General features: G+C 70.6%; 19 protein-coding genes. 9 read left to right on the top strand and 10 right to left on the bottom strand.

Annotated elements, in window-relative coordinates:
• Nucleotides 1-28: 28 nt before the first annotated feature.
• The 5 genes from ABIE65_RS13810 to ABIE65_RS13790 form a co-directional block, all read right to left on the bottom strand.
• Nucleotides 29-487, bottom strand: coding sequence for a CopD family protein (locus ABIE65_RS13810; RefSeq protein ID WP_354078380.1), 459 nt, complete (start codon nucleotides 485-487; stop codon nucleotides 29-31).
• Between the two features lie 75 nt (nucleotides 488-562).
• Nucleotides 563-2170 carry a Y-family DNA polymerase gene (locus ABIE65_RS13805; RefSeq protein ID WP_354078379.1) on the bottom strand — a complete coding sequence of 536 codons (1608 nt, stop codon included), beginning with the start codon at nucleotides 2168-2170 and terminating at the stop codon, nucleotides 563-565.
• Between the two features lie 130 nt (nucleotides 2171-2300).
• Nucleotides 2301-3116: an inositol monophosphatase family protein gene (locus ABIE65_RS13800; RefSeq protein WP_354078377.1), complete on the bottom strand. Its 816-nt coding sequence runs from the start codon at nucleotides 3114-3116 to the stop codon at nucleotides 2301-2303.
• Nucleotides 3113-4597, bottom strand: coding sequence for a cobyric acid synthase (locus ABIE65_RS13795; RefSeq protein ID WP_354078376.1), 1485 nt, complete (start codon nucleotides 4595-4597; stop codon nucleotides 3113-3115). The genes ABIE65_RS13800 and ABIE65_RS13795 overlap by 4 nt, the downstream gene beginning before the upstream one ends.
• Before the next feature lie 8 nt (nucleotides 4598-4605).
• Nucleotides 4606-5520: an NAD(P)-dependent oxidoreductase gene (locus tag ABIE65_RS13790; protein WP_354078374.1), complete on the bottom strand. Its 915-nt coding sequence runs from the start codon at nucleotides 5518-5520 to the stop codon at nucleotides 4606-4608.
• Between the two features lie 167 nt (nucleotides 5521-5687).
• Here ABIE65_RS13790 and ABIE65_RS13785 point away from each other — a divergent pair, with 167 nt between their 5' ends.
• Complete coding sequence (locus tag ABIE65_RS13785; protein WP_354078373.1) at nucleotides 5688-6791, top strand: TRAP transporter substrate-binding protein; 1104 nt, start codon at nucleotides 5688-5690, stop codon at nucleotides 6789-6791.
• Nucleotides 6792-6867: 76 nt separating this feature from the next.
• On the opposite strand, the gene ABIE65_RS13780 is transcribed toward ABIE65_RS13785, so the two are convergent.
• Both ABIE65_RS13780 and ABIE65_RS13775 read right to left on the bottom strand, forming a co-directional pair.
• The gene (locus ABIE65_RS13780) at nucleotides 6868-8409 is read right to left on the bottom strand and encodes a TRAP transporter large permease (protein WP_354078372.1); all 1542 of its coding nucleotides are present in this window, start codon (nucleotides 8407-8409) and stop codon (nucleotides 6868-6870) included.
• 84 nt (nucleotides 8410-8493) lie between these two features.
• Nucleotides 8494-9033 (bottom strand): TRAP transporter small permease subunit, encoded by a 540-nt coding sequence (locus ABIE65_RS13775; protein ID WP_354078371.1) that lies wholly within the window; start codon nucleotides 9031-9033, stop codon nucleotides 8494-8496.
• A 209-nt stretch (nucleotides 9034-9242) separates the two neighbouring features.
• Here ABIE65_RS13775 and ABIE65_RS13770 point away from each other — a divergent pair, with 209 nt between their 5' ends.
• Nucleotides 9243-10772: a YifB family Mg chelatase-like AAA ATPase gene (locus ABIE65_RS13770; protein WP_354078369.1), complete on the top strand. Its 1530-nt coding sequence runs from the start codon at nucleotides 9243-9245 to the stop codon at nucleotides 10770-10772.
• Between the two features lie 4 nt (nucleotides 10773-10776).
• On the opposite strand, the gene ABIE65_RS13765 is transcribed toward ABIE65_RS13770, so the two are convergent.
• Nucleotides 10777-11406 carry a LysE family translocator gene (locus ABIE65_RS13765; RefSeq protein ID WP_354078368.1) on the bottom strand — a complete coding sequence of 210 codons (630 nt, stop codon included), beginning with the start codon at nucleotides 11404-11406 and terminating at the stop codon, nucleotides 10777-10779.
• A gap of 135 nt (nucleotides 11407-11541) precedes the next feature.
• On the opposite strand from ABIE65_RS13765, the gene ABIE65_RS13760 reads away from it, so the two are divergent.
• Both ABIE65_RS13760 and ABIE65_RS13755 read left to right on the top strand, forming a co-directional pair.
• A complete protein-coding gene (locus ABIE65_RS13760) occupies nucleotides 11542-12024 on the top strand; it encodes an Lrp/AsnC family transcriptional regulator (RefSeq protein WP_354078366.1) in 483 nt (160 codons plus the stop codon).
• A 110-nt stretch (nucleotides 12025-12134) separates the two neighbouring features.
• The gene (locus ABIE65_RS13755) at nucleotides 12135-12953 is read left to right on the top strand and encodes an NYN domain-containing protein (RefSeq protein ID WP_354078365.1); all 819 of its coding nucleotides are present in this window, start codon (nucleotides 12135-12137) and stop codon (nucleotides 12951-12953) included.
• 30 nt (nucleotides 12954-12983) lie between these two features.
• Here the strand turns inward: ABIE65_RS13755 and ABIE65_RS13750 are convergent, their stop codons facing one another.
• The gene (locus tag ABIE65_RS13750) at nucleotides 12984-13781 is read right to left on the bottom strand and encodes an alpha/beta fold hydrolase (RefSeq protein ID WP_354078364.1); all 798 of its coding nucleotides are present in this window, start codon (nucleotides 13779-13781) and stop codon (nucleotides 12984-12986) included.
• 99 nt (nucleotides 13782-13880) lie between these two features.
• Here ABIE65_RS13750 and ABIE65_RS13745 point away from each other — a divergent pair, with 99 nt between their 5' ends.
• The 3 genes from ABIE65_RS13745 (at nucleotide 13881) to ABIE65_RS13735 (ending at nucleotide 17971) form a co-directional block, all read left to right on the top strand.
• Nucleotides 13881-15149 carry a flavin-dependent oxidoreductase gene (locus ABIE65_RS13745; protein ID WP_354078363.1) on the top strand — a complete coding sequence of 423 codons (1269 nt, stop codon included), beginning with the start codon at nucleotides 13881-13883 and terminating at the stop codon, nucleotides 15147-15149.
• A gap of 81 nt (nucleotides 15150-15230) precedes the next feature.
• Nucleotides 15231-17237 (top strand): DNA topoisomerase IV subunit B, encoded by a 2007-nt coding sequence (gene parE, locus ABIE65_RS13740; protein WP_354078362.1) that lies wholly within the window; start codon nucleotides 15231-15233, stop codon nucleotides 17235-17237.
• A 65-nt stretch (nucleotides 17238-17302) separates the two neighbouring features.
• The gene (locus ABIE65_RS13735; RefSeq protein ID WP_354078361.1) at nucleotides 17303-17971 is read left to right on the top strand and encodes a hypothetical protein; all 669 of its coding nucleotides are present in this window, start codon (nucleotides 17303-17305) and stop codon (nucleotides 17969-17971) included.
• Nucleotides 17972-17983: 12 nt separating this feature from the next.
• Here the strand turns inward: ABIE65_RS13735 and ABIE65_RS13730 are convergent, their stop codons facing one another.
• Nucleotides 17984-19843, bottom strand: a complete 1860-nt coding sequence (locus tag ABIE65_RS13730; protein WP_354078360.1) for an acyl-CoA dehydrogenase family protein — start codon at nucleotides 19841-19843, stop codon at nucleotides 17984-17986.
• Between the two features lie 185 nt (nucleotides 19844-20028).
• Here ABIE65_RS13730 and hemP point away from each other — a divergent pair, with 185 nt between their 5' ends.
• Both hemP and ABIE65_RS13720 read left to right on the top strand, forming a co-directional pair.
• Nucleotides 20029-20208 (top strand): hemin uptake protein HemP, encoded by a 180-nt coding sequence (gene hemP, locus ABIE65_RS13725; protein WP_354078358.1) that lies wholly within the window; start codon nucleotides 20029-20031, stop codon nucleotides 20206-20208.
• Between the two features lie 221 nt (nucleotides 20209-20429).
• A complete protein-coding gene (locus ABIE65_RS13720) occupies nucleotides 20430-20798 on the top strand; it encodes a GGDEF domain-containing protein (RefSeq protein ID WP_354078357.1) in 369 nt (122 codons plus the stop codon).
• Nucleotides 20799-20885 lie beyond the last annotated feature (87 nt).

The following is a 20885-nucleotide window of genomic DNA, read 5'->3' as shown; positions in this document are numbered from 1 at the left end:
CGCGCCGATCGGTCCCTGGAGTGACCGCTCAGCCCCAGTAACGGCCGGACGCGCCGATGGCGACGGTGACGAGGCCGAGGACGAGGTTGATGCCGACGATCATGCGGATCTGATCGATCTGCGCGGCGGCGGTCTTGAGATCGGATGCGGCGAGCGCCTTGCGCAGGCGGCCGAAGGGCGCGAACCAGAGGTGCAGGAACAGCGCGATCATCAGCAGGCCGACCGCCTGCATGATGTGGATGTGCGCGCCGGCCCCGCCGAAACCGCCGAGTTCGCCGAAGACGATCCAGTAGCCCGTGACGAGCAGCACGGCGATCGACGCCCAGACCCAGAGGAAGAAGCGGTCGAAGGTGCGGCGCCACAGCGCCAGCCGCTCGGCCGGCGCCAACGGCCCGACCGCCGGACGCATCGCCATGTAGGCGAAGAACATCCCGCCGACCCAGACAACGGCGGCGAGAGCGTGCAGCGCGGTGGCGATTGAGATCATGGACGGGCCTCGCATTCTCGGCTGGGATGTCGTGTCAGCGGAAGGATTTAGCACGATAGGGCCGGGAGATCGCCCTCAGGCGAACAGGCCATGCAGGTACCAGACGGGTATCGCAGCGGCCTCTGGTCGGTACAGGCCCCGGCGGAAGACCCAGAAGCGGCGTCCCCCCTCCACCTCAAGGCGATAATAGTCGCGCACCGCTTCTGCCTCCGTGACGGAATCGTCGCACCACCATTCGGCCGCGATCCGCTCCGGCCCGTCGGCATGGCGCACCCGGTGCGGGAGGCGGCGCCAATAGAACATCGCCGGCGGCGAATCGGGCAGCAGGGACATCGCCTCGATCGGCTCGGGCCGCGGCAGCAGACGCAGCGGCCGTGCGGGCAGCCTCCGGAAACGCGGCCATTCGGCCAAGCGCGCCGCTGGCCGCTCCACCGGAGGCGCGGCCACACGTGCCAGCGGCGGAAGGTTGGCGACGGCCCGCTCCGGCACGTGGCTCTCGCGCAGGACGGGACGCACCACGGACTGCGGTCCGAGCCGGTGCGTCAGTCGGTCGACCAGTTCCGCCATGGCTTCCGCGCCGGAATCCGTGGTTTCCGCAGTGAGACCGAGTTGACGCGCCGAGAGTGGCTCGACCCTGGAGGCGGACAGGACAGCCGCCTCGGCGCCGTGGCCGGGCACCGAGCCGAGATCCAGCCCTGCCAGCGGCTCGCGCAGCAGGCCGAGCAGGTGGCCGGGATCGCGCGACGGCCGTCCGGTGCCGAGCGTGGCGCGCACAACGCCGCCGTCCGCCCGGTAGAAGGCGAGCGTCAGGTCGCGCACACCGAGTCGCTCGCGCTCAAGCCGCTCGCACAGCGCCCGAACGAGGCGCCGGGCCACTGCCGCCGCGTCCTCGGGTCGGACCAGGGGTTCCGGAAAAGCCATGCGCAGGCGCCAGGGCGGCACCGGCAAGCGGGGCGATACCGGCTCGAAGGCAATGCCCAGGGCGAGGTCGAGCCGCCGTCCGACGTCCGCGCCGAACCGCCGGGCCAGCGGCGCGCGCGGCAGCGGCAGAAGGTCGCCGATCCGCCGCAGCCCGATCTGCGTCAACGCTTCGACCACAGGCTGCATGAGACGCAGAGCGGAAACCGGCAGCGGCTCCAGCGCCGTCCGCGCCGTTCCCGGTGCCACCACCGTCGCCTCCCCGTGCGCCATTCCCGCGCCGTAGCGCGCCACCGCCCAGGCCGCGCCCGGCGTGTCGGCGAGAGCGGCGCGCACGGTAAGGCCGAATTCCGCGATACGACCGGTAAGATCGCGACAAAGCCCGGCCTCTCCGCCGAACAGATGATCGCAGCCGCTGGTGTCGATCAGCAGGCCGTCGGCACCATCGAGCGCGACGATGGGACTGTAGCGCCCGCACCAGTCGGCGAGACGCTCCAGGTCGCGTGCGGTCCCCGCCGGATCGGCATCGACCGCCCGCAGTTCGGGCAGCAGGGCGCGCGCATCGCCGAGCGGCATGCCGGGCACCACGCCGCCGGCCGCTGCCACCGTGTCCGCCGCGGAGATCACGGGACGGCCGTTGACCGGCATCGTCAGCACGATCGGACGGACGTCGTCCTTTCCGGCGCCCTGCCGCAGCCGGTCGATCTCCAGCAGAGGCAGCCAGACGGACAGGATGCGGCGGGAGGGGCGTTTCTTGAGTGGCATGGCCGGATCAGACGGTTCAATGTTCCCTTTATGTTCTAATTCACGCCGGCTTCTCGAACAAGGTCCGCGGCTGCAACGACCCACGTACCGACCGTCCTGCCACAACCCGAATCACATCCCGGGCCTGCTTCTAAGGCTGCGGCGCCAGCAGGGCCGCGTGCGCGGCGTCCCAGACACCGGGGTTGCGCGCCACGAGCAGCCCCTGCCCGTCGACCGCCGGACGATAGGGCGATCCGTCCCAGCGGGTGACGCGGCCGCCGGCCTCGGCGACGATCAGGGCGCCCGGCGCATGGTCCCAGGGCAGCGAGCGCCAGAACAGGGCGAAGTGCCGGTCGCCGGTCAGGATGGAGGGATATTCGGCGCCGGCGCAGTAGAAGGCCGGCGTGACGGCGCCCAGCCCGCAGAGGCGCCGGTCGATCGCGCCGCCGACATCGGGCGGCATGTAGCGGGTGAGCACCGAGCCGCGCAGCGCGTCCGGTGCCGGAACGGCGCGGTCGGCGACGAGGCGCCGGCCGTCGATGGCGGTCCCCGCCCCCTTCTCGGCCACGCAGAGCCGGCCGGAGATCGGCTCGAGGATCCAGGCGGCCACCGTCTCGCCCGCCTGCAGCAGTGCCACCATGACGGCGAAGGGCTCCCGCCCGGCGGCGAAGTTGGCGGTGCCGTCGACCGGGTCGACGACCCAGACCGTGCCGTCGCCGACGGTCTTCAGCAGCGCCGGCTCGGCCGCGCAGGCCTCCTCGCCGACGACGCGGCTGCCCGCGCGCAGGCCGGGCAGCCGCGCGGTCAGCAGCCGCTCGGACTCGCGGTCGGCGACGGTGACGAGGTCGCCGGGCGCCTTCTCCTCGATATCGCCCTGCGCCAGCGTGCGGAAGCGCGGCAGGATCGCCTCGTCCGCCACCTCGCGCAGGATCGCGGCGACGTCTTCGATCAGGTGGGTTCCGGTCATGTCGGGCTCTCCCCGCGGCTCGCCGCGATGCGCCAGAGGGCGTCGATGTCGAGGTGGCGTTCCAGGTGGTCGGCGAGCGCGTCGAGCGCCGCCTCCACGGCGTGGTCGAAGGCAAGCCCGGTCTCGGCCCGCGGGCGCAGGCCGGCCAGGAAGGCGTGGCGGAAAGGATCGCTGCGGAACAGGCCGTGCAGATAGCAGCCGGCGACGCGGCCGTCGGCCGACACCGCGCCGTCGGCACGGCCGCCGAGGTCGAGGAACGGCGCGGCCGCCGCCGGCCCCTCGGTCAGGCCGATATGCATTTCATAGCCGTGGACGGCCGTGCCGGTGGCGCGGTGCCGGCCGGCCGCCTCGGTCAGGCGCTTGTCAGGGCGCATCACCGTCTCGACGTCCAGCAGGCCGAGACCGTCGACGCTGCCGGGCGGCCCTTCGATGCCGTCGGGATCGTGCAGGCGCCGGCCGAGCATCTGGTAGCCGCCGCAGATGCCGAGGATGCGACCGCCGCGGCGCAGATGGGCGGCGAGGTCGACGTCCCAGCCCTGCGCACGCAGGAAGGCGAGGTCGCCGGCGGTCGATTTCGTGCCGGGGATGACGACGAGGTCGACGTCGCCGGGCAGCGCATGGCCCGGCCGGATCATCGTCAGTGCCACGTCCGGCTCCAGGCGCAGCGGGTCGAAGTCGTCGTGGTTGGCGATGCGCGACAGCTGCAGCACGGCGATGCGGATCGGTGCCGCATCGGCCTCGGCCGAGCGGTCGAGCGCCACCGCGTCCTCGGCCGGCAGCTTCGCCGCGTCGGGCAGGAAGGGCACGACGCCGAGCGACGGCCAGCCGGTGCGGTCGGTGACGATCCGCAGGCCGTCGTCGAACAGCGACGGGTCCCCACGGAACTTGTTGATGACGTAGCCGCGGATCCGGTCGCGCTCCGCCTGCGGCAGGACCGCATGCGTGCCGACCAGGGCGGCGATGACGCCGCCGCGGTCGATGTCGGCGACCAGGACGACCGGCAGGTCGGCCGCCTCGGCGAAGCCCATGTTGGCGATGTCACCGGCGCGCAGGTTCACCTCGGCCGGGCTGCCGGCCCCCTCGATCAGCACGAGGTCGGCCTCGGCGGCGATGCGCGCATAGCTGTCGAGCACCGCGCCGAGCAGCGTGGGCTTGCGGCCGATATAGTCGCGCGCGCGCCAGGTGCCGACGCGGCGGCCCTGGACGATCACCTGGGCGCCCGTGTCCGTCTCCGGCTTCAGCAGGACCGGGTTCATGTGGACCGTTGGCCGCACCCCGCAGGCGCGCGCCTGGAGCGCCTGGGCGCGGCCGATCTCGCCGCCGTCGTCGGTCACCGCGGCGTTGTTCGACATGTTCTGCGGCTTGAACGGCCGCACGCGCTGCCCGCGCCGCGCGAAGACGCGGCACAGGCCGGCGGTGGTCAGGGACTTGCCGACATCCGAGCCTGTGCCCTGGAGCATCAGGGCGGGTGTACGGGACATCGCCGGCGTCAGCCCCGCTTCGGCGCGGCCTCGGTGAAGATCCGCAGCGATTCCTCCAGGCTGCGGCTGCGGTCGGCGGTCTCGCGCTTCTCGGCGGCGAGCGGCGTCGATGCCAGCAGCGCGTAGACGTCGCGCGCGCCCTCGTGGAAGTGCGGCGAGGCGCCGGCGGCGGCGAACGTCGCGGAGATCTCCTCCATCTCGCCCGTCCAGCGCGCCGCGTCGGTGGCGAGCCAGCCGACGGTGGCGCGGATGCGGTCATGGATCCCCTTCTGGCTGTAGTCGAGTTCCTCCAGCAGGTCGGCCGAGACGCCCATCCGCTCGGCCGCCATCAGCGTCGCCGTATAGAGCGCCAGGGCGCCCTTGTTGGCGGCCGAGTAGACCATCTTCATTGCCGACGCCCGGCCGATCTCCGGCCCCATCTGGCGGATCCAGATGCCGTTGCCGTCGAGTTCGGCCAGCGTCTCGGCGTGCGGGCCGGACACGTAGAGGCGCGTCGGCTGCGCCTTGACCTGGGACGAGCCGCTGCCGCCGCGGCCCGGCGGCGGACCGACGATGCCGCAGTCGCTGAACGCGGCGCCCGCCGCCTCGACGACCCCCTGGATCTCGCGCACGGTCATCGGCGACACGGCGTTGCAGTCGACGAAATGCGGCGTCCGCCCCGCCTGGCCCATCGCCGTAGCGGCGTCCCGCGCGAAACCAAGCGCCGAGGCGGGCGGCATGATCGACAGGACGAGGTCAGCCGCTTCCATCACGCCCGCGAGGTCGCCGGCATCCTCCAGCCCGGCCCCTTCGGCGAAGGCGCGGCTGCGCGCCGACCGGCCGGCGAGGCTGGTCACGACCCTGTGCCCGCCGGCGCGCAACGAGCGCCCGACCGCATGTCCCATGTCGCCCGGACTGACCACGGCGATCGTCGAATACTGCATGGAGGCCTCCGTCCTGTGTTGCCGCAATGCTCGCACGACCGTCCGCGCGATGACAGGCGGCGCGGCGCAGCCACGCACGCTTGAACAAGCATGAGTGTTCGGCTCATATCCGGCCCATGCGACTGCGGATAGACACGCAGCCGACTGTCAAGCATGGAGTTCCCAGAGTGGATCGTCGTTCGTTCATCAAGTCGGCCGGTATTTCGGCGGGTGCGGCCGTGGCCGCGGTGCCCCTCGCCGCGCCGGCCATCGCCCAGAGCACGCCCAGCATCAAGTGGCGCCTGACGTCCAGCTTCCCCAAGTCGCTCGACACCATCTACGGCGGCGCCGAAGTGATGGCGAAGTCGGTGCGCGAGATGACCGACGGCAAGTTCGACATCCAGGTCTTCGCCGGCGGCGAGATCGTGCCGGGCCTGCAGGCGCTGGACGCGGTGCAGAACGACACCGTCGAGGCCGCCCATACGGTCTGCTACTACTATGTCGGCAAGGATCCGACCTTCGCGATCCCGTCTTCCATTCCCTTCGGCCTGAACGCGCGCCAGCAGAACGCCTGGCTGTATCATGGCGGCGGCAACGAGCTCGTCGACGCGTTCCTGTCGAAGTACAACGCCGTCGGCCGGCCGGGCGGCAACACCGGCACGCAGATGGGCGGCTGGTTCCGCAAGGAGATCAACTCCCTCGCCGACCTGAACGGCCTGAAGATGCGCATCGCCGGCCTCGCCGGACGCGTTGTCGAGAAGCTGGGCGTGGTGCCGCAGCAGCTCGCCGGCGGCGACATTTATCCGGCCCTGGAGCGCGGCACGATCGACGCGACCGAATGGGTCGGCCCGTACGACGACGAGAAGCTCGGCTTCTACCAGGTGGCCAAGTTCTACTACTACCCGGCCTTCTGGGAGGGCGGACCGAGCGTCCACTTCCTGTTCAACAAGGCGAAGTACGAGGGCCTGCCGGCGGCCTATCGCACGGCGCTCGACACCGCCTGCCAGGCGGCGAACATGGACATGATCGCGCGCTACGACGTGAAGAACATGCAGGCGATCCGCCGCCTCGCCGGCAAGGGCGTGCAGCTGCGCCCGCTGCCGCGCGACGTGCTGGACGCGTCCTACGACGTCGCCTTCAAGCTCTATGCGGAACTGTCCAGCAGCAACCCCGCCTGGAAGACCATGTACGAGCCCTGGAAGCAGTTCCGCACCGAGACCTACCAGTGGTTCCGGGTGGCCGAGTACAATTACGACAGCTACGTCTACGCCCAGCAGGCCGCCGGCAAGTAACTTCGCCAAAGGCACGACGAAAGAAGCCCCGCTTCCGGAAGGAGGCGGGGCTTTTTGCTGTGCGGTCGGAGAAGCGCTACTTCGCCGGGCCGAAATCGGGGGGCGGAAGCGGCGTGCCGGCCGGTGCTGCCGGTGCCGCGGGCGCGCCGGGCGTGGCGAAGGGATTGGCCGCGCCGCCGCCGTAGGGATTGGCGCCATAGGGATTGGACCCGTAAGGGTTGCCGCCATAGGGGTTGGCCGTGTCGGGCGTCGGAATGTTCAGCTCGATCTTCGCGGGATCGACGACCCGCTCCTCCTTCAGCCAGTAGGTCACCGATTCCGGCCAGAAGATGACGATCGCCACCAGGCAGAGCTGCAGGCAGAGGAAGGGGATCGAGCCGAGATAGATGTCGGACGTCTTCACCGCTGCCGGGGCGACGCCGCGCAGGTAGAACAGCGCGAAGCCGAACGGCGGGTGCATGAACGACGTCTGCAGGTTGATGCAGAGCAGCACGCCGAACCAGACGAGATCGATGCCGAGCGCCTGGGCGACGGGAGCCAGCAGCGGCACGATGATGAAGGCGATCTCGAAGAAGTCGAGGAAGAAGGCCAGGAAGAAGACGAAGATGTTGACGAAGATCAGGAAGCCGATCGCACCGCCCGGCAGGCCGGTCAGCAGATGCTCGATCCAGCGCGCGCCGTCCATGCCCTGGAAGATCAGGCTGAACACGGTGGCACCGATCAGGATGAACACGACCATGGCGGTGATGCGCATGGTCGACGCCATCGCCTGACGCACCAGCGACCGGGAGAGCCGCCCGTGCGCGATCGCCAGCAGCATGGCGCCGACGGCGCCCATGGCGCCCGCCTCGGTCGGCGTCGCGAGGCCGAGGAAGATGGTGCCGAGCACCAGGAAGATCAGCACCAGCGACGGCAGCATGCCCTTCGCGACACGCAGCAGCAGGCGCAGGCTGCGGTCGGTGCGCGCCTCCGGCGGCAGCGGCGGCATCAGGTGCGGCTTCACCAGCGACACGACGAAGATGAAGATCAGGAAGATCGCGATCTGCATCAGCGACGGGCCGATGGCGCCCAGATACATGTCGCCAACCGAGCGGCCGAGCTGGTCGGCCAGGATGATCAGCACCAGCGAGGGCGGGATCAGCTGCGCCGTCGTGCCGGCGGCGGCGATCACGCCGGTCGCGAGGCGCATATTGTAGCCGTAGCGCATCATCACCGGCAGCGACACCATGGCCATCGCGATGACCGAGGCGGCCACCGTGCCGGTGATCGCCGCCATGACGGCGCCGACCAGGACGACCGCGTAGGCGATGCCGCCGGGCAGCGGCCCGAACAGCTGTCCCGCCCCCTCCAGCATGTCCTCGGCGAGGCCGCTGCGTTCCAGGATGGCGCCCATGAAGGTGAAGAAGGGGATCGCCAGCAGGAGTTCGTTCGACAGGATGCCGAAGAAGCGCAGCGGCAGCGCCTGCAGGAACACCGGGTCGAAATGGCCGGTCAGGATGCCGATCAGCCCGAAGCCGAGGCCGGCGGCCATCAGCGAGAATGCCACCGGAAAGCCCAGGACGAGGAATACGATCATGCCCATGAACATGAGCGGGGGCATCGGACCGTAAGCGAACATCGTGGAAGCGTCTCACCCTGAGGGGATCCCGGCGGCGCGCCGGACGGATCGGAGGGAGCGTCGGCCCGCGGCAGCGGGCCGCGGCTACTGCACCGGCTTCTCGTAGGAGGTATCGAGGTCGAGCCTGCCCTGGAGTGCCGCGAACCGCTTCACCAGTTCCGACAGGCCCTGGAGCAGCAGCAGGGTGAACCCCAGCGGCAGCAGCGACTTCACCGGCCACAGGATCAGGCCGCCGGCGTTCATCGACATCTCACCCTGGTTCCACGACTGCAGGAAGAAGGGCCAGGCGAGGTAGAGCATGAACAGGATGGCCGGCATGAAGAAGAAGAGCAGGCCGAAGATGTCGATCAGGAGCCGGCTGCGATGGCTGACGTTGCCGTAGAGCAGGTCGACCCGGACGTGCCCGTTCATCCGCAGCGTGTAGGCCGCACCCAGCAGCACCATGCCCGCGAACATCTGCCACTGGATCTCAAGCAGCGCGTTCGAGCTCCAGCTGAAGAGATAGCGGACGACGGCGTTGCCGGCGCTGATCAGCACCGCCAGCAGCACGAGATATTCCGCGACCACCGCGACGGCGGCATTGATCCGGTCCACGACCCGGCCGACGAGGAGCAGTCGCTCCATGGGCGATTCGTCCTCCGCGACGTGGACCCCGCAAAAGCCACGTTTCGCTCTGCGATTTCGAAAGCGCGATGCCTAGCAGTTTTTGCGACGCACGCAAGCCGAATGCGCAACGGGCGGCTATACGAGCCGTCCCCGCCGCCGATCACTGTTGCGCGGGGCGCAAAAGATCAATCTATTCGGACCGTCTTATTTGCATTCGGATCAATCGCGTGGTCGCTCGCGTCAGCACGGTGGCATTCCAGGGTATCGAGGTGGTGCCGGTCGACGTGCAGGTGCATGTCGGCGCGGGTCTTCCAAATTTCCTGATGGTGGGATTGCCGGACAAGGCGGTCGGCGAGAGCCGCGAACGCGTCCGCTCGGCCCTCGAGGCGCTGGGTCTGGCGCAGCCGCCGCAGCGGGTGACGGCCAACCTCGCCCCCGCCGACCTCCTGAAGGAGGGCAGCCATTTCGACCTGCCGGTGGCGCTGGCACTGCTGGTGGCGATGGAGGTGCTGTCGCCCGAGGATGTCGCCGACTACATCGTCCTCGGCGAACTCGGTCTGGACGGCAGCCTCGCACCGGTGGCGGGCGTCCTGCCCGCGGCAATGGGCGCGGTCGCCATGGGGCGCGGCATCGTCTGCCCGGCCGGCAACGGCGGCGAGGCCGCGTGGGCAGGCGACCTGGAGGTGCTGGCGGCGCCGAACCTCCTGTCGCTGATCAACCACTTCAAGGGCCGGCAGGTCCTATCGCCGCCCGCGCCGGCGCCGGTCGAGGACGTCGGCTGGCGCTACGACCTGCGCGACGTGAAAGGCCAGGAGAGCGGCAAGCGGGCACTGGAGGTCGCGGCGAGCGGCGGCCACAACTTGCTGTTCTGCGGACCGCCGGGCGCCGGCAAGTCGATGCTGGCGGCCCGCCTGCCCGGCATCCTGCCGCCGCTGGCCGCCGCGGAGGCGCTGGAGGTCAGTATGGTGCACAGCGTCGCCGGACTGCTGCGCGACGGCGTGCTGCTGCGCCGGCGGCCGTTCCGCGATCCGCACCATTCGGCATCCGTCCCGGCGCTGGTTGGCGGCGGGTTGCGGGCTAAGCCGGGCGAGGTCTCGCTCGCGCATCGCGGCGTGCTGTTCCTGGACGAACTGCCGGAGTTCCCGCGCGCCGTGCTGGAGGCACTCCGCCAGCCGCTCGAATCCGGCCACGCGACGGTGTCGCGCGCCAACGGCCACGTGACCTATCCGGCGCGGGTGCAGCTGGTCGCGGCGATGAACCCCTGCCGCTGCGGCCACCTCGACGATCCGGTGATGGGCTGCGGGCGCGCCCCGCGCTGCGCCGTCGACTATCAGGCGCGGCTGTCCGGGCCGCTGCTCGACCGCATCGACCTGCATGTGGACATGCCGCGGGTCGACCCGGCCGACCTCGCCCTCCCGCCACCGGCCGAAGGCACGGCCGAGGTCGCGGCGCGGGTCGCCCGGGTGCGGGAAATTCAGGCCGAGCGCTATGCCCGCCTCGCCCCCGACAGCGGCGTCCACGTCAACGCCGCAGCCGACGGCGAACTGCTGGAGGCCGCCGCGCCGCTCGATCCGGCCGGCCGGCGCCTGCTGACCGACGCTGCCGAGCGGCTGCGCCTGTCGGCGCGCGGCTGGCACCGTGTGCTGCGCGTCTCGCGCACGCTCGCCGACATGGAAGGGGCGGACAGTATCGCCCGCATCCACGTCGCCGAAGCGCTGAGCTACCGCCGGCACCCGCCGGCGCGGATACGGCCGTAACCGACTACGGTGCCGTCGCCAGGGACAGGCGGGCGCCGAAGGCGATCAGGAGGGTACCGAAGGTCCATTGCTGGATCGTCTGCGCCAGCCGGTGCCGGGCGAGCCAGCGGCCGAGGGCGGCACCGGCCAGGGCGAGCGTCGCGTCGAAGGCGGCACCGACGCCGACGAGCACGAGGCCCAGCAGCAGGAACTGAAACAGCACGCCCTGCCCCGGCTGGACGAACTGCGGCAGCAGGACGGAGCAGAACAGCAGGGCCTTCGGGTTCAGCAGGTTGGTCAGCAGGCCTCTGCGGAACGCGGCGACGTAGCCTGCCCCACCGTGCCGCCGCGACGGCGGCCGATCGTCCGGCACAAGCGACGGCGCGCGCAGGATGCCGACGCCGAGCCAGATCAGGTAGGCGGCACCGGCGAAGCGGACGATCTCGAACGCCGTAGGCGCCGTGCGCAGCAGGGTCGCGAGGCCCAGCCCGGCCAGCGCCACGTGCGCCGCCCGCGCCACGGCCAGCCCGGCGGCGGCGGCGAGCGCCTGGGCCCGGCCCTGCGCCGCGCCGGTCCTGAGCAGCAGCACCATGTCGGGCCCCGGCACGAGATAGGCGACCGCGAGCGCCCCGACGAACATCCAGATCCCGGCCATCGCCCCTTCCCCGCGTCCACGTCGAACAGAAGCGGACGCTACGGCGTGGCGCGATGGCGTGTCCTTGCGTATTGCCCCGTGCGCCGGGGCAGGGTTAGCGTGATGTGCCAAGAACGGCGAGGAATGAGGCGTCTCATGCCACGGACCCGGTTCGACGCCATCGACCGCCGCATCCTGGCGGCGTTGCAGCGCGATGCGCGGCTGACCAACGTACAGCTGGCGGACGAGGTCGGCCTGTCGCCCTCGCCCTGCCTGCGCCGGGTGCGGCTGCTGGAGGAGGCGGGCGCCATCCGCGGCTACCACGCCGCCCTCGACCGCCAGACGGTCGGACTCGGGCTGACCGTGTTCGTCGGCGTGAAGGTCGAGCGGCACCGGGACGCCGATGCCGACGCCCTGCGGCAGGCCGTCGTCGCGGTGCCCGAGGTCGTCTCGTGCCACCTGGTGTCCGGCGACGTCGACTTCCTGCTGCAGATCGTCGTGCCGGACCTCGCCGGCTACGAGCGTCTGCTCCTCGACACGCTGCTGCGGCTGCCGGGGGTCGCCGACATCCGCAGCAGCTTCGCCATACAGACCGTCAAGGCGGACGGGCCCCTGCCCCTCGACCACCTGCCCAACTAGGCCTGAACCGGCAGGGCGCCATCGGTCCCGCAGATCCGGGCAGCGCGGGCATCGCGATTCCGCGCGCGATGCTTCATGCTGCGCGGAGATTCCCGGAGGAGAGCCGACGAATGGCGGAACACGGACAGTCGGCGCGGCTGGCGATCCTGATCGACGCGGACAACACCAGCGCCACCTATGCGCACGCGATCTTCGAGGAGGTGGCGAAGCTCGGCGAAGCGAACGTCAGGCGGATCTACGGCGACTTCTCCAGCGACCGGCTGCGGTCGTGGCGCGGGGTGATGCATCCGCTCGCGATCCTGCCGCAGCAGCAGTTCAACTACACGGTGGGCAAGAACGCCGCGGACATCGCGCTGGTCATCGACGCGATGGACCTGATGCACCGCAGCCGCCTGGACGGCTTCTGCCTGGTCAGTTCGGACAGCGACTTCACCCGCCTCGCCCAGCGCCTGCGCGAGGACGGCGCCCTGGTCTACGGCTTCGGTGCGCGCAAGACGCCCGAGGCGTTCCGCAACGCCTGCTCGCGCTTCATCTATATCGAGAACCTGCTGGAGCCGACCGGAGACGCGGCGGTCGCCGAAGCGGCCGCCGCGCCGAAGACGAAAGCCAAGTCCGACAAGAAGACGAAGGCGGCGGACGCGGCCAAAGCCGAGAAGCGGCCCGACAAGCAGCCCGATCCGGTCGCCGTGGCGCCCGAGAAGGAGCCGCCGTCGAAGGCGGTGCCGCTGATCCGCAAGGCCATGGAGCAGGCCTGGGACGACGAGGAGTGGATCAACCTCGGCACGGTCGGCCAGCGCCTCAACCACCTCGCACCCGACTTCGACCCGCGCACCTACGGCTGTTCGACGCTGCTCCAGGTCGTCGAACAGGCCGGCAAGTTCGTGGTCGAGCGCCCGCCCGGCGGCGGGGTGCGCATCAAACGGCGGTGATCCGCACCGGAGGCTCCGGGGGCCGCCGCGCTAACGGTGCGCCTGGAGGAAGCCGAGCAGCGCCGCGTTGAACGGTTCGACCGCCTCGATGTTCGAGAGGTGCCGCGCGTCGGGGATGATCACCATCTGCGACCCGGCGATCCGCTCCTTGATGGTGACGTGCATCGCCACCGGCGTGCCGGGATCGTCCTCGCCGACAATGATCAGCGTCGGCACGCGGATGGCCGAAATCTTCTCCGTCAGCGCCAGTTTCGAGATGGCGTGGCAGCAGCCGACGAAGCCCTTCACGGCCGTGCCGCGGATCATCTCGCGCACCGGCGCCAGGGCGGCATCGTTGGCCGCGGCGAAGGACGGCGAGAACCAGCGGTCGATCGTGCCGGCGACCGCTTGCTCCATGCCGTTCTGCTCCGCCCCCTTGATGCGGTCGCCCCACATCGCCGCCGCCTCGGGCGGATAGCCGCTCGACGTGTCGCACAGGGTCAGCGTCTTCAGCAGGTCCGGGCGCGCGAGGGCCAGGGTCTGGCCGATCATGCCGCCCATCGACAGGCCGACGAAATGCGTCTGGTGGATGCCGAGCGCCTCGAGCATCGCCGCCGCGTCGGCCGCCAGGGTGTCGAGGGTATAGGGCGGCTCGGCGACGCTGCTGCCGCCGTGGCCGCGGGTGTCGTAGCGCAGCACGCGGAAGCCCCTGTCGACCAGCGGCTTCACCTGCGGATCCCACATCTCCAGCGTCGTCATGAGCGAATGGCTCATCGTGACGACCGGGCCGTTGGCCGGCCCCTCCATGACGTAGTGGACGTCGATGCCGTTCGCCTTGACCGTCGCCATGCTGGCCTCCCCTCGTTATCGTCGGGCAGCCTAAGCAAGCGGGGGCCCGGCGACAATGACCGGTCGCCGCCTCGCGGCAGGCGCAGGATGGAGAACGGCATGAAGGTCGTCGTGGCGGGCGGCGGGATCGGCGGGCTGACGACGGCCCTCTCTCTGCACACTGCCGGCATCGAGGTCACGCTGTTCGAGGCGGTGCCGGAGATCCGGCCGCTCGGCGTCGGCATCAACCTGCTGCCGCATGCGGTGCGCGAACTGACGGAACTGGGCCTCGCCGACCGGCTCGCCGCGACGGCGATCGAGACGAAGGAGCTGATCTACGCCAACCGGCACGGCCAGGAGATCTGGCGCGAGCCGCGCGGCCGGGCCGCCGGCTATCGCTGGCCGCAATATTCGATCCACCGCGGCCGGCTGCAGATGATTCTCTACGAGGCGGCGTGCGAGCGGCTCGGGCGGGCGCGCATCCGCGCCGACCGGCGGCTGGCGGAGTTCGGACAGGACGGGCAGCGCGTGTCGGCGCGCTTCGTCGACCGGAGCGGACGGGGCGAGACCGTCGAGGCGGACCTGCTGGTCGCCGCCGACGGCATCCACTCGGCCGTACGCGCCGCCTTCCACCCCGACGAGGGGCCGCCGAAGTGGAACCGCCGCATCCTCTGGCGCGCGGTCAGCGAGGCCGCCCCCTTCCTCTCCGGCCGCTCGATGGTCATGGCCGGCCATCAGAGCCAGAAGTTCGTCTGCTATCCGATCTGCCGCGAGACGGCGGCGCGCAGCCGCTCGCTGGTCAACTGGATCGCCGAACTGACCGTGCCGGAGCGGCGCTTCGCCAGCCGCGAGGACTGGAACCGGCCCGGCGACCCGGCGGACTTCCTGCCGCAGTTCGAGAGCTGGGACTTCGGCTGGCTGCGCGCGCCCGACCTGATCCGCTCGGCGGCGGCGGTGTGGGAGTTCCCGATGGTCGACCGCGACCCGCTGGAGCGCTGGACGCACGGCCGCGTCACCCTGCTGGGCGATGCGGCGCACCCGATGTATCCGATCGGCTCGAACGGCGCCTCCCAGGCGATCCTCGACGCGCGCGTGCTGGCCTGGCACCTGGCGACGGTGGGCGACCCCGATGCCGCACTGGCCGCCTACGAGGCCGACCGGCGGCCGGCGACGTCGCGCATCGTCCTCGCCAACCGCGGCAACGGCCCGGAACAGTCGATGCAGCTGGTCGAAGAGCGCGCGCCGGACGGCTTCACCGACATCCACGACGTGGTGAGCCGGGCGGAACTGGAGGCGATCGCCGCCGGCTACAAGCGGGTCGCCGGCTTCGATGTCGAGCAGCTGAACGCCAGGGCCTCCTTCAACGTCGGAGGCCACGACCACATCTAGCGGCGGCCGGCCCAAGGACACCAAGCGCTGGCCCAACTGCTCGCTTCGTCCGCCCCCGCCTTTGCCCTATAGTCCGCCGCCATGTCAGATCTGTTCGAGAACGCCGCCCCCGCCGGGGGCTATACCGCCAGCGACATCGAGGTCCTGGAGGGACTGGAGCCCGTCCGGCGCCGGCCGGGCATGTATATCGGCAGCACCGACGAGGCGGGGCTGCACCACCTCGTCGCCGAGATCCTGGACAATGCGATGGACGAGGCCGTCGCCGGCCACGCCAACCTGATCGAACTCGAGATCGGCGGCGACATGTCGGTGACGGTGCGCGACAACGGCCGCGGCATCCCGATCGACGAGCACCCGAAGTTCAAGGGCAAGTCGGCGCTGGAGATCATCCTCACCACGCTGCACTCGGGCGGCAAGTTCAGCGGCAAGGTCTACGAGACCTCGGGCGGCCTGCACGGCGTCGGCATCTCGGTGGTGAACGCGCTGTCGGAGAGCCTCGTCGTCGAGGTGGCGCGCGACCGCGAGGTCTGGCGCCAGAGCTTCCGCCGCGGCGCGCCCGAAGGGCCGCTCGCCAAGGTCGGCGTGTCGCAGAACCGGCGCGGCACGATGGTCCGCTTCCGCCCCGACCCGGAGATCTTCGGCGAGAATCCGCGCTTCCAGCCGGCGCGCCTGTTCCGCATGGCGCGCTCGAAGGCCTATCTCTATCGCGGCGTGAAGATCCGCTGGCGCTGCGATCCGTCGCTGCTGAAGCCGGGTGCCGAGACGCCGGCCGAGGCCGACCTGCACTTTCCCGGTGGGCTCGCGGACTTCCTGGCTGCGGCGGTCGCGGAACGCGAGACCGTGGTGGCCGAGCCCTTCGTCGGCGAGGCCACCTTCCCCGCCGGCGCCGGCCGCGTCGAATGGGCGATCACCTGGGCGCTCGACGGCGAGGGCTTCTCCGGCTCCTACTGCAACACCATCCCGACGCCGCTCGGCGGCAGCCACGAGGCGGGATTTCGCGCCGGCCTGCTGCGCGCGCTGAAGGCCTATGGCGAGTTGATCGGCAGCCGGCGCGCGCCGCAGGTGACGGGCGACGACCTGCTCGGCGGCGCCTGCCAGATGCTGTCGGTGTTCATCCGCGAGCCGCGCTTCCAGGGCCAGACCAAGGAGAAGCTGGATTCGCCGGAGACGGTGCGCCTGGTCGACACGGCGGTGAAGGATCATTTCGACCACTGGCTGGCCGCCGCCCCCGAGCGGGCCCGCGCCCTCCTCGACTTCGCCATCGAGCGGGCGGAGGAACGGCAGCGCAAGCGCCAGGAGAAGGACCTCGACCGCAAGAGTGCGACGCGCAAGCTGCGCCTGCCGGGCAAGCTGACCGACTGCACGCGCTCGGCGGCGGCCGGCACCGAGATCTTCCTGGTCGAGGGCGACAGCGCCGGCGGATCGGCCAAGCAGGCGCGCGAGCGTGCCACCCAGGCGGTCCTGCCGCTGCGCGGCAAGATCCTGAACGTCGCCAGCGCCTCGTCCGACAAGCTGCGCCAGAACCAGGAGCTGAACGACCTGATCCAGGCGCTCGGCTGCGGCAGCGGCAGCCGTTTCGACCTGGAGAAGCTGCGCTACGAGCGCATCGTCATCATGACCGACGCCGACGTCGACGGCGCGCACATCGCCTCGCTGCTGATGACCTTCTTCTTCCTGGAGACGCCGCAGCTGATCGAGAAGGGCCACCTGTTCCTGGCGATGCCGCCGCTCTACCGGCTCTCCTCCGGCGGCACGACGCACTATGCCCGCGACGACGCCCACAAGGAGGAGCTGCTGGCCAGCGCCTTCAAGGGCAGGAAGAAGGTCGACATCAGCCGCTTCAAGGGCCTGGGCGAGATGCCGTCGGCGCAGCTGCGCGAGACGACGATGAACCCGAAGACCCGCACCCTGCTGCGCGTCGCCTTCGACGCCTCCGGCGAGGCCCTCACCCTGGAGCCGGCCGCCGCACCGTCGGCGGGGCGCTCCGACGCCAAGGACCTGGTCGAACGTCTGATGGGCCGCAAGCCGGAACATCGCCTGGCTTTCATCCAGGAGAACGCGCGGTTCGCGGAGGCGCTGGACGTGTAAGCGTTGATCGAGGTCAATGCGTAACCGCGGCATGCGGCGGACGTTGGCATCGGAAGGAGATGCTCATGTCACAAGTCAGCACGCGTGAAGCCGTCGGCGTCTTTCACGATCGACCCTCCCTGCAGACGGCCATCGACGAACTCCTCAGTTCCGGATTCGACAGGGCGGACCTGAGCTTCCTCGCGAACCGGGAGACGGTGGAACGGCGCCTCGGGCACCACTACCGGTCGACCGCTGAACTGGAGGACGACGCGGCCGTACCGACCGTGGCCTATGTCTCGACCGAATCGGTCGGCGATGCGGAGGGCGCGATCGCCGGCGCGCTGATCTATGTCGGCGCCGTGGCGACCGCCGGCGCGATCGTCGCCTCGGGTGGAACCTTCGCCGCCGCCATCGCGGCAGCCGCTGCCGCCGGCGGCGCCGGTGCGGCCCTGGGGGCCCTGCTCGACCAGTTCCTCGACCGCCGGCTTGCCGAACGCTTCGAGGACCAGCTCGCGCAGGGCGGCATACTGCTCTGGGTGCGCACGCCCAATACCGGCCGCGAGGAGTTGGCGACGGCCGTCCTGAAGAAGAACGGCGCGACGGACGTCCATGTGCACGATCTCGCCGCCACCGAGGCCGCCGACGACATGCGCCGCCGGCTGTCCGCGTTGGTCGACGAGGCCGGCCGCGACTCCTTCCCGGCGAGCGATCCGCCGGCGTTCACGCCGACGCGGGCCGGCGGGCCGCGCTGAAGCCGGCGACCGCTATAGGACCTGCACCGCCGCCATCAGCGGCACCGACTCGTCGCTGAGGAGCAGATCCTTCGCCGTCTCCTGCCAGCTGTCGTCGCGGATGGTCATCGGGTCGCGGGCGACGAGGCGGTGTTCGGCGACCATCTTGGCCAGGATCAGGCGGCGGGCGTCGCCGCCGGCGGCGGCCGAACGGGCGCCTTCCCAGGTGAGCAGCGCCGCCGTCGTCGCGTTGTAGAGGGCGGTCGCGGCGAGCCGGGCGAGTTTCTCGTGGCGCGGCCTGGCGGCGACCTCTTCGGCATAGTCCACGGCGCGGTCGACGAAGCCGGCGATGCGGGCGCGGAATTCGCCGGGCACGCCGTCTGCCTCGTCCAGCTTGCGGTGCAGGGCCGTCTGAAGGTTGAGGTCGGCATGGTCCTTGGCGACCGCACGGCCGATCACGTCGAGGGCATTGATATTGCTGGTGCCCTCCCACAGCACGCCGATATGGGCGTCGCGGACGAGGCGCGGATTGACCCACTCCTCAATGTAGCCGGTGCCGCCGCGCATCTCCATGGCGCCGGTCGCCACCAGGATGTTGTCGCGCGCGGTGCGGAACTTCAGCAGCGGCGTCAGGATGCGCAGCAGCTTGGCCGCCCCCGGGTCGCCCGTCTGCGCCGCATCCATCGTGGCGGCGGTGAACAGGTACATGGACAGCGCCTGCTCGGTCGGCGTCATCAGCTTGGCGAGCTGGCGGCGGACCATCGGCATGTCGATCAGGCGGCGGCCGAAGGCGGTGCGGTTGCGCGCGACGGCCAGCGCCTCGTTCAGGCAGCGGCGCATCATGGCGGCGGCGCGCACGCCGTGCGACAGGCGCGACAGGTTCACCTGGTCCAGCATCTGCTTCAGGCCGTTCCCGGCCTCGCCGACGAGGAAGGCCTCGGCGCCGTCGAAGACGATCTCGCCCGACGCCATCGAGCGGGTGCCCAGCTTGTCCTTCAGGCGGACGATCCGGTAGGCGTTGCGGCGGCCGTCGTCGAGGGTTCGCGGCATGGCGAAGAGCGCGAGGCCCCTGGTGCCGCCCGGCGCCCCCTCGGGCCGCGCCAGCAGCAGCGCCACGTCGGCATCGGCGTGGCTGCAGAACCACTTTTCGCCCCAGAGCCGCCAGCGATCGCCGTCCGGACGGGCGGTCAGCTCGATGTTGCCGACGTCGGAGCCGCCGGTCTTCTCCGTCATGAACTGCGTGCCGGTCAGCATGCGGTCGGTGTCGGGATCCGTCATCGGCTCGAAGAAGCGCCGGCGCAGCGCCGCATCGCCGTAGCGGCCGAGCAGGTAGGCCGACGTGTCGGTGACCGAGATCGGGCACATCAGTCCGAACTCGGCCTGCACGAAGAGATATTGCAGCGTGTACTTGACGGCCGGCGGCGCCGTCTCCGGCCAGCCGAGGATGCCGGGCCGGTGGCTCATCGCATGGAGGCCGAAGTCGCCGAAGGCGATGCGCTCCATCTCGCGATAGGCGGGATGGTATTCGATCCGATCCTCGTCGCGGCCGAAGCGGTCGCGCGGGTGCAGGACCGGCGGGTGCTTGTCCGCGGCGTCCGCCAGTTCGTCGAGGCGTCCCCCGGCCAGTTCGCCCATTCGGTCGAAATGCGGGGCGAAATGCGCCAGCGGCGCCGCGTCGAGATAGAGCGGCAGCAGGGTGCGCAGGCCGTGGTCGACCCGATAGAAATTCTGGCCGCGACAGTCGGGGGCGACGAGGTTCGAGGCGACGAGGCTGGCGGCCGCGACCTCCCCCGCCTTCTGCACGTGCGGCACCCGCTCGGCTGCGTCCGCATCGGGCGCAGCACCTGGGCCGCTCTGCTGCGCCATGGCGGCGGTCGGCCGGGCTGCGCTCATCGCTTCGTTCTCCGGTGGTTGGCGGGAGGGTCCCAGGGTCGCCTGCAATCTGGCGGAAGGCTGCCGCATGGGCAAGGCGCCGCCCCTTCGGGTATGGTCGGGCCGGCCGTGCTTTCGGTATTGCGTATGAGAATAGTTCTCATTATTGTCGCCCTTGCCTCACGGCAGAACCGAAGGATGAAGCCATGCAGATGATCCACGAGCACACCGCGGAGCCGCGTCGCCTGGAGGCGCACGCATCCCCGGCGCAGGTGATCGAGAGCAACCAGCTGCTGTCCAGCGGCCCGGAGATCCTGATCCGGCACAAGGGCGAGTTCTACCGCCTGCGCCGCACCCGCAACGACAAGCTCATCCTGACGAAATGACAGGCATCGCCGGCGGAACGGCGGCCGGCGACCAGGAAGTGAGCCTCCGGCCGCCGCCGTGCGCCCCCGGCTATGTGCCCAAGGCGGCACGGAGCCTCCAGTTGTAACCGGAGAGGCAGGTTCGGATCACAGCAGCGTAAACATTCGTTAACGCTGCGGTCCTTAGAGACGAGCGCCGGCGCGTCGAGGCCGATCGCGAGCGGCTTCTGGACGAACTGAAGATGCTGGCGGACCGCGATCCCCTGACGGGTTGCGTCAACCGGCGCGGCTTCGAAAAGCTGGCGGTCCGCGAAGTGGCGCGCTCCGACCGATTCGGGCAGCCGCTCGCGGTACGTTTTCTGGACATCGACCGCTTCAGGCAGGTCAACGACAGCTATGGCCATGCGGCAGGCGATCTGGTGCTGGCTATGATCGGCGCGTGCGCCCGCAACGTCCTGCGCGAGACGGATGTTGTCGCGCATTTCGGCGGCGAGGGGTTCGTCGTGCTGCTGACGGATGCCGACGAGTCGACGGCCATGGCCGCGGCCGAACGCCTGCGCCTCGCCATCGCCGCCGCAGCGGTTTCCACGATCAAGGGGGACTGCGGGTAACGGCCAGCATCGGCGCCGCCCAAGTCGATCCAGCGGCGCTCGACGTCGGTGCGGCCCTCCGCCTCGCCGACGAGCGGCTCTACGCCG

It is taken from the genome of Constrictibacter sp. MBR-5 (assembly GCF_040549485.1).
In the GTDB taxonomy this organism is placed as follows: domain Bacteria; phylum Pseudomonadota; class Alphaproteobacteria; order JAJUGE01; family JAJUGE01; genus Constrictibacter.
The sequence above is the reverse complement of the archived record's forward strand: the minus strand, read 5'-3'. Positions and strand labels throughout refer to the sequence as shown.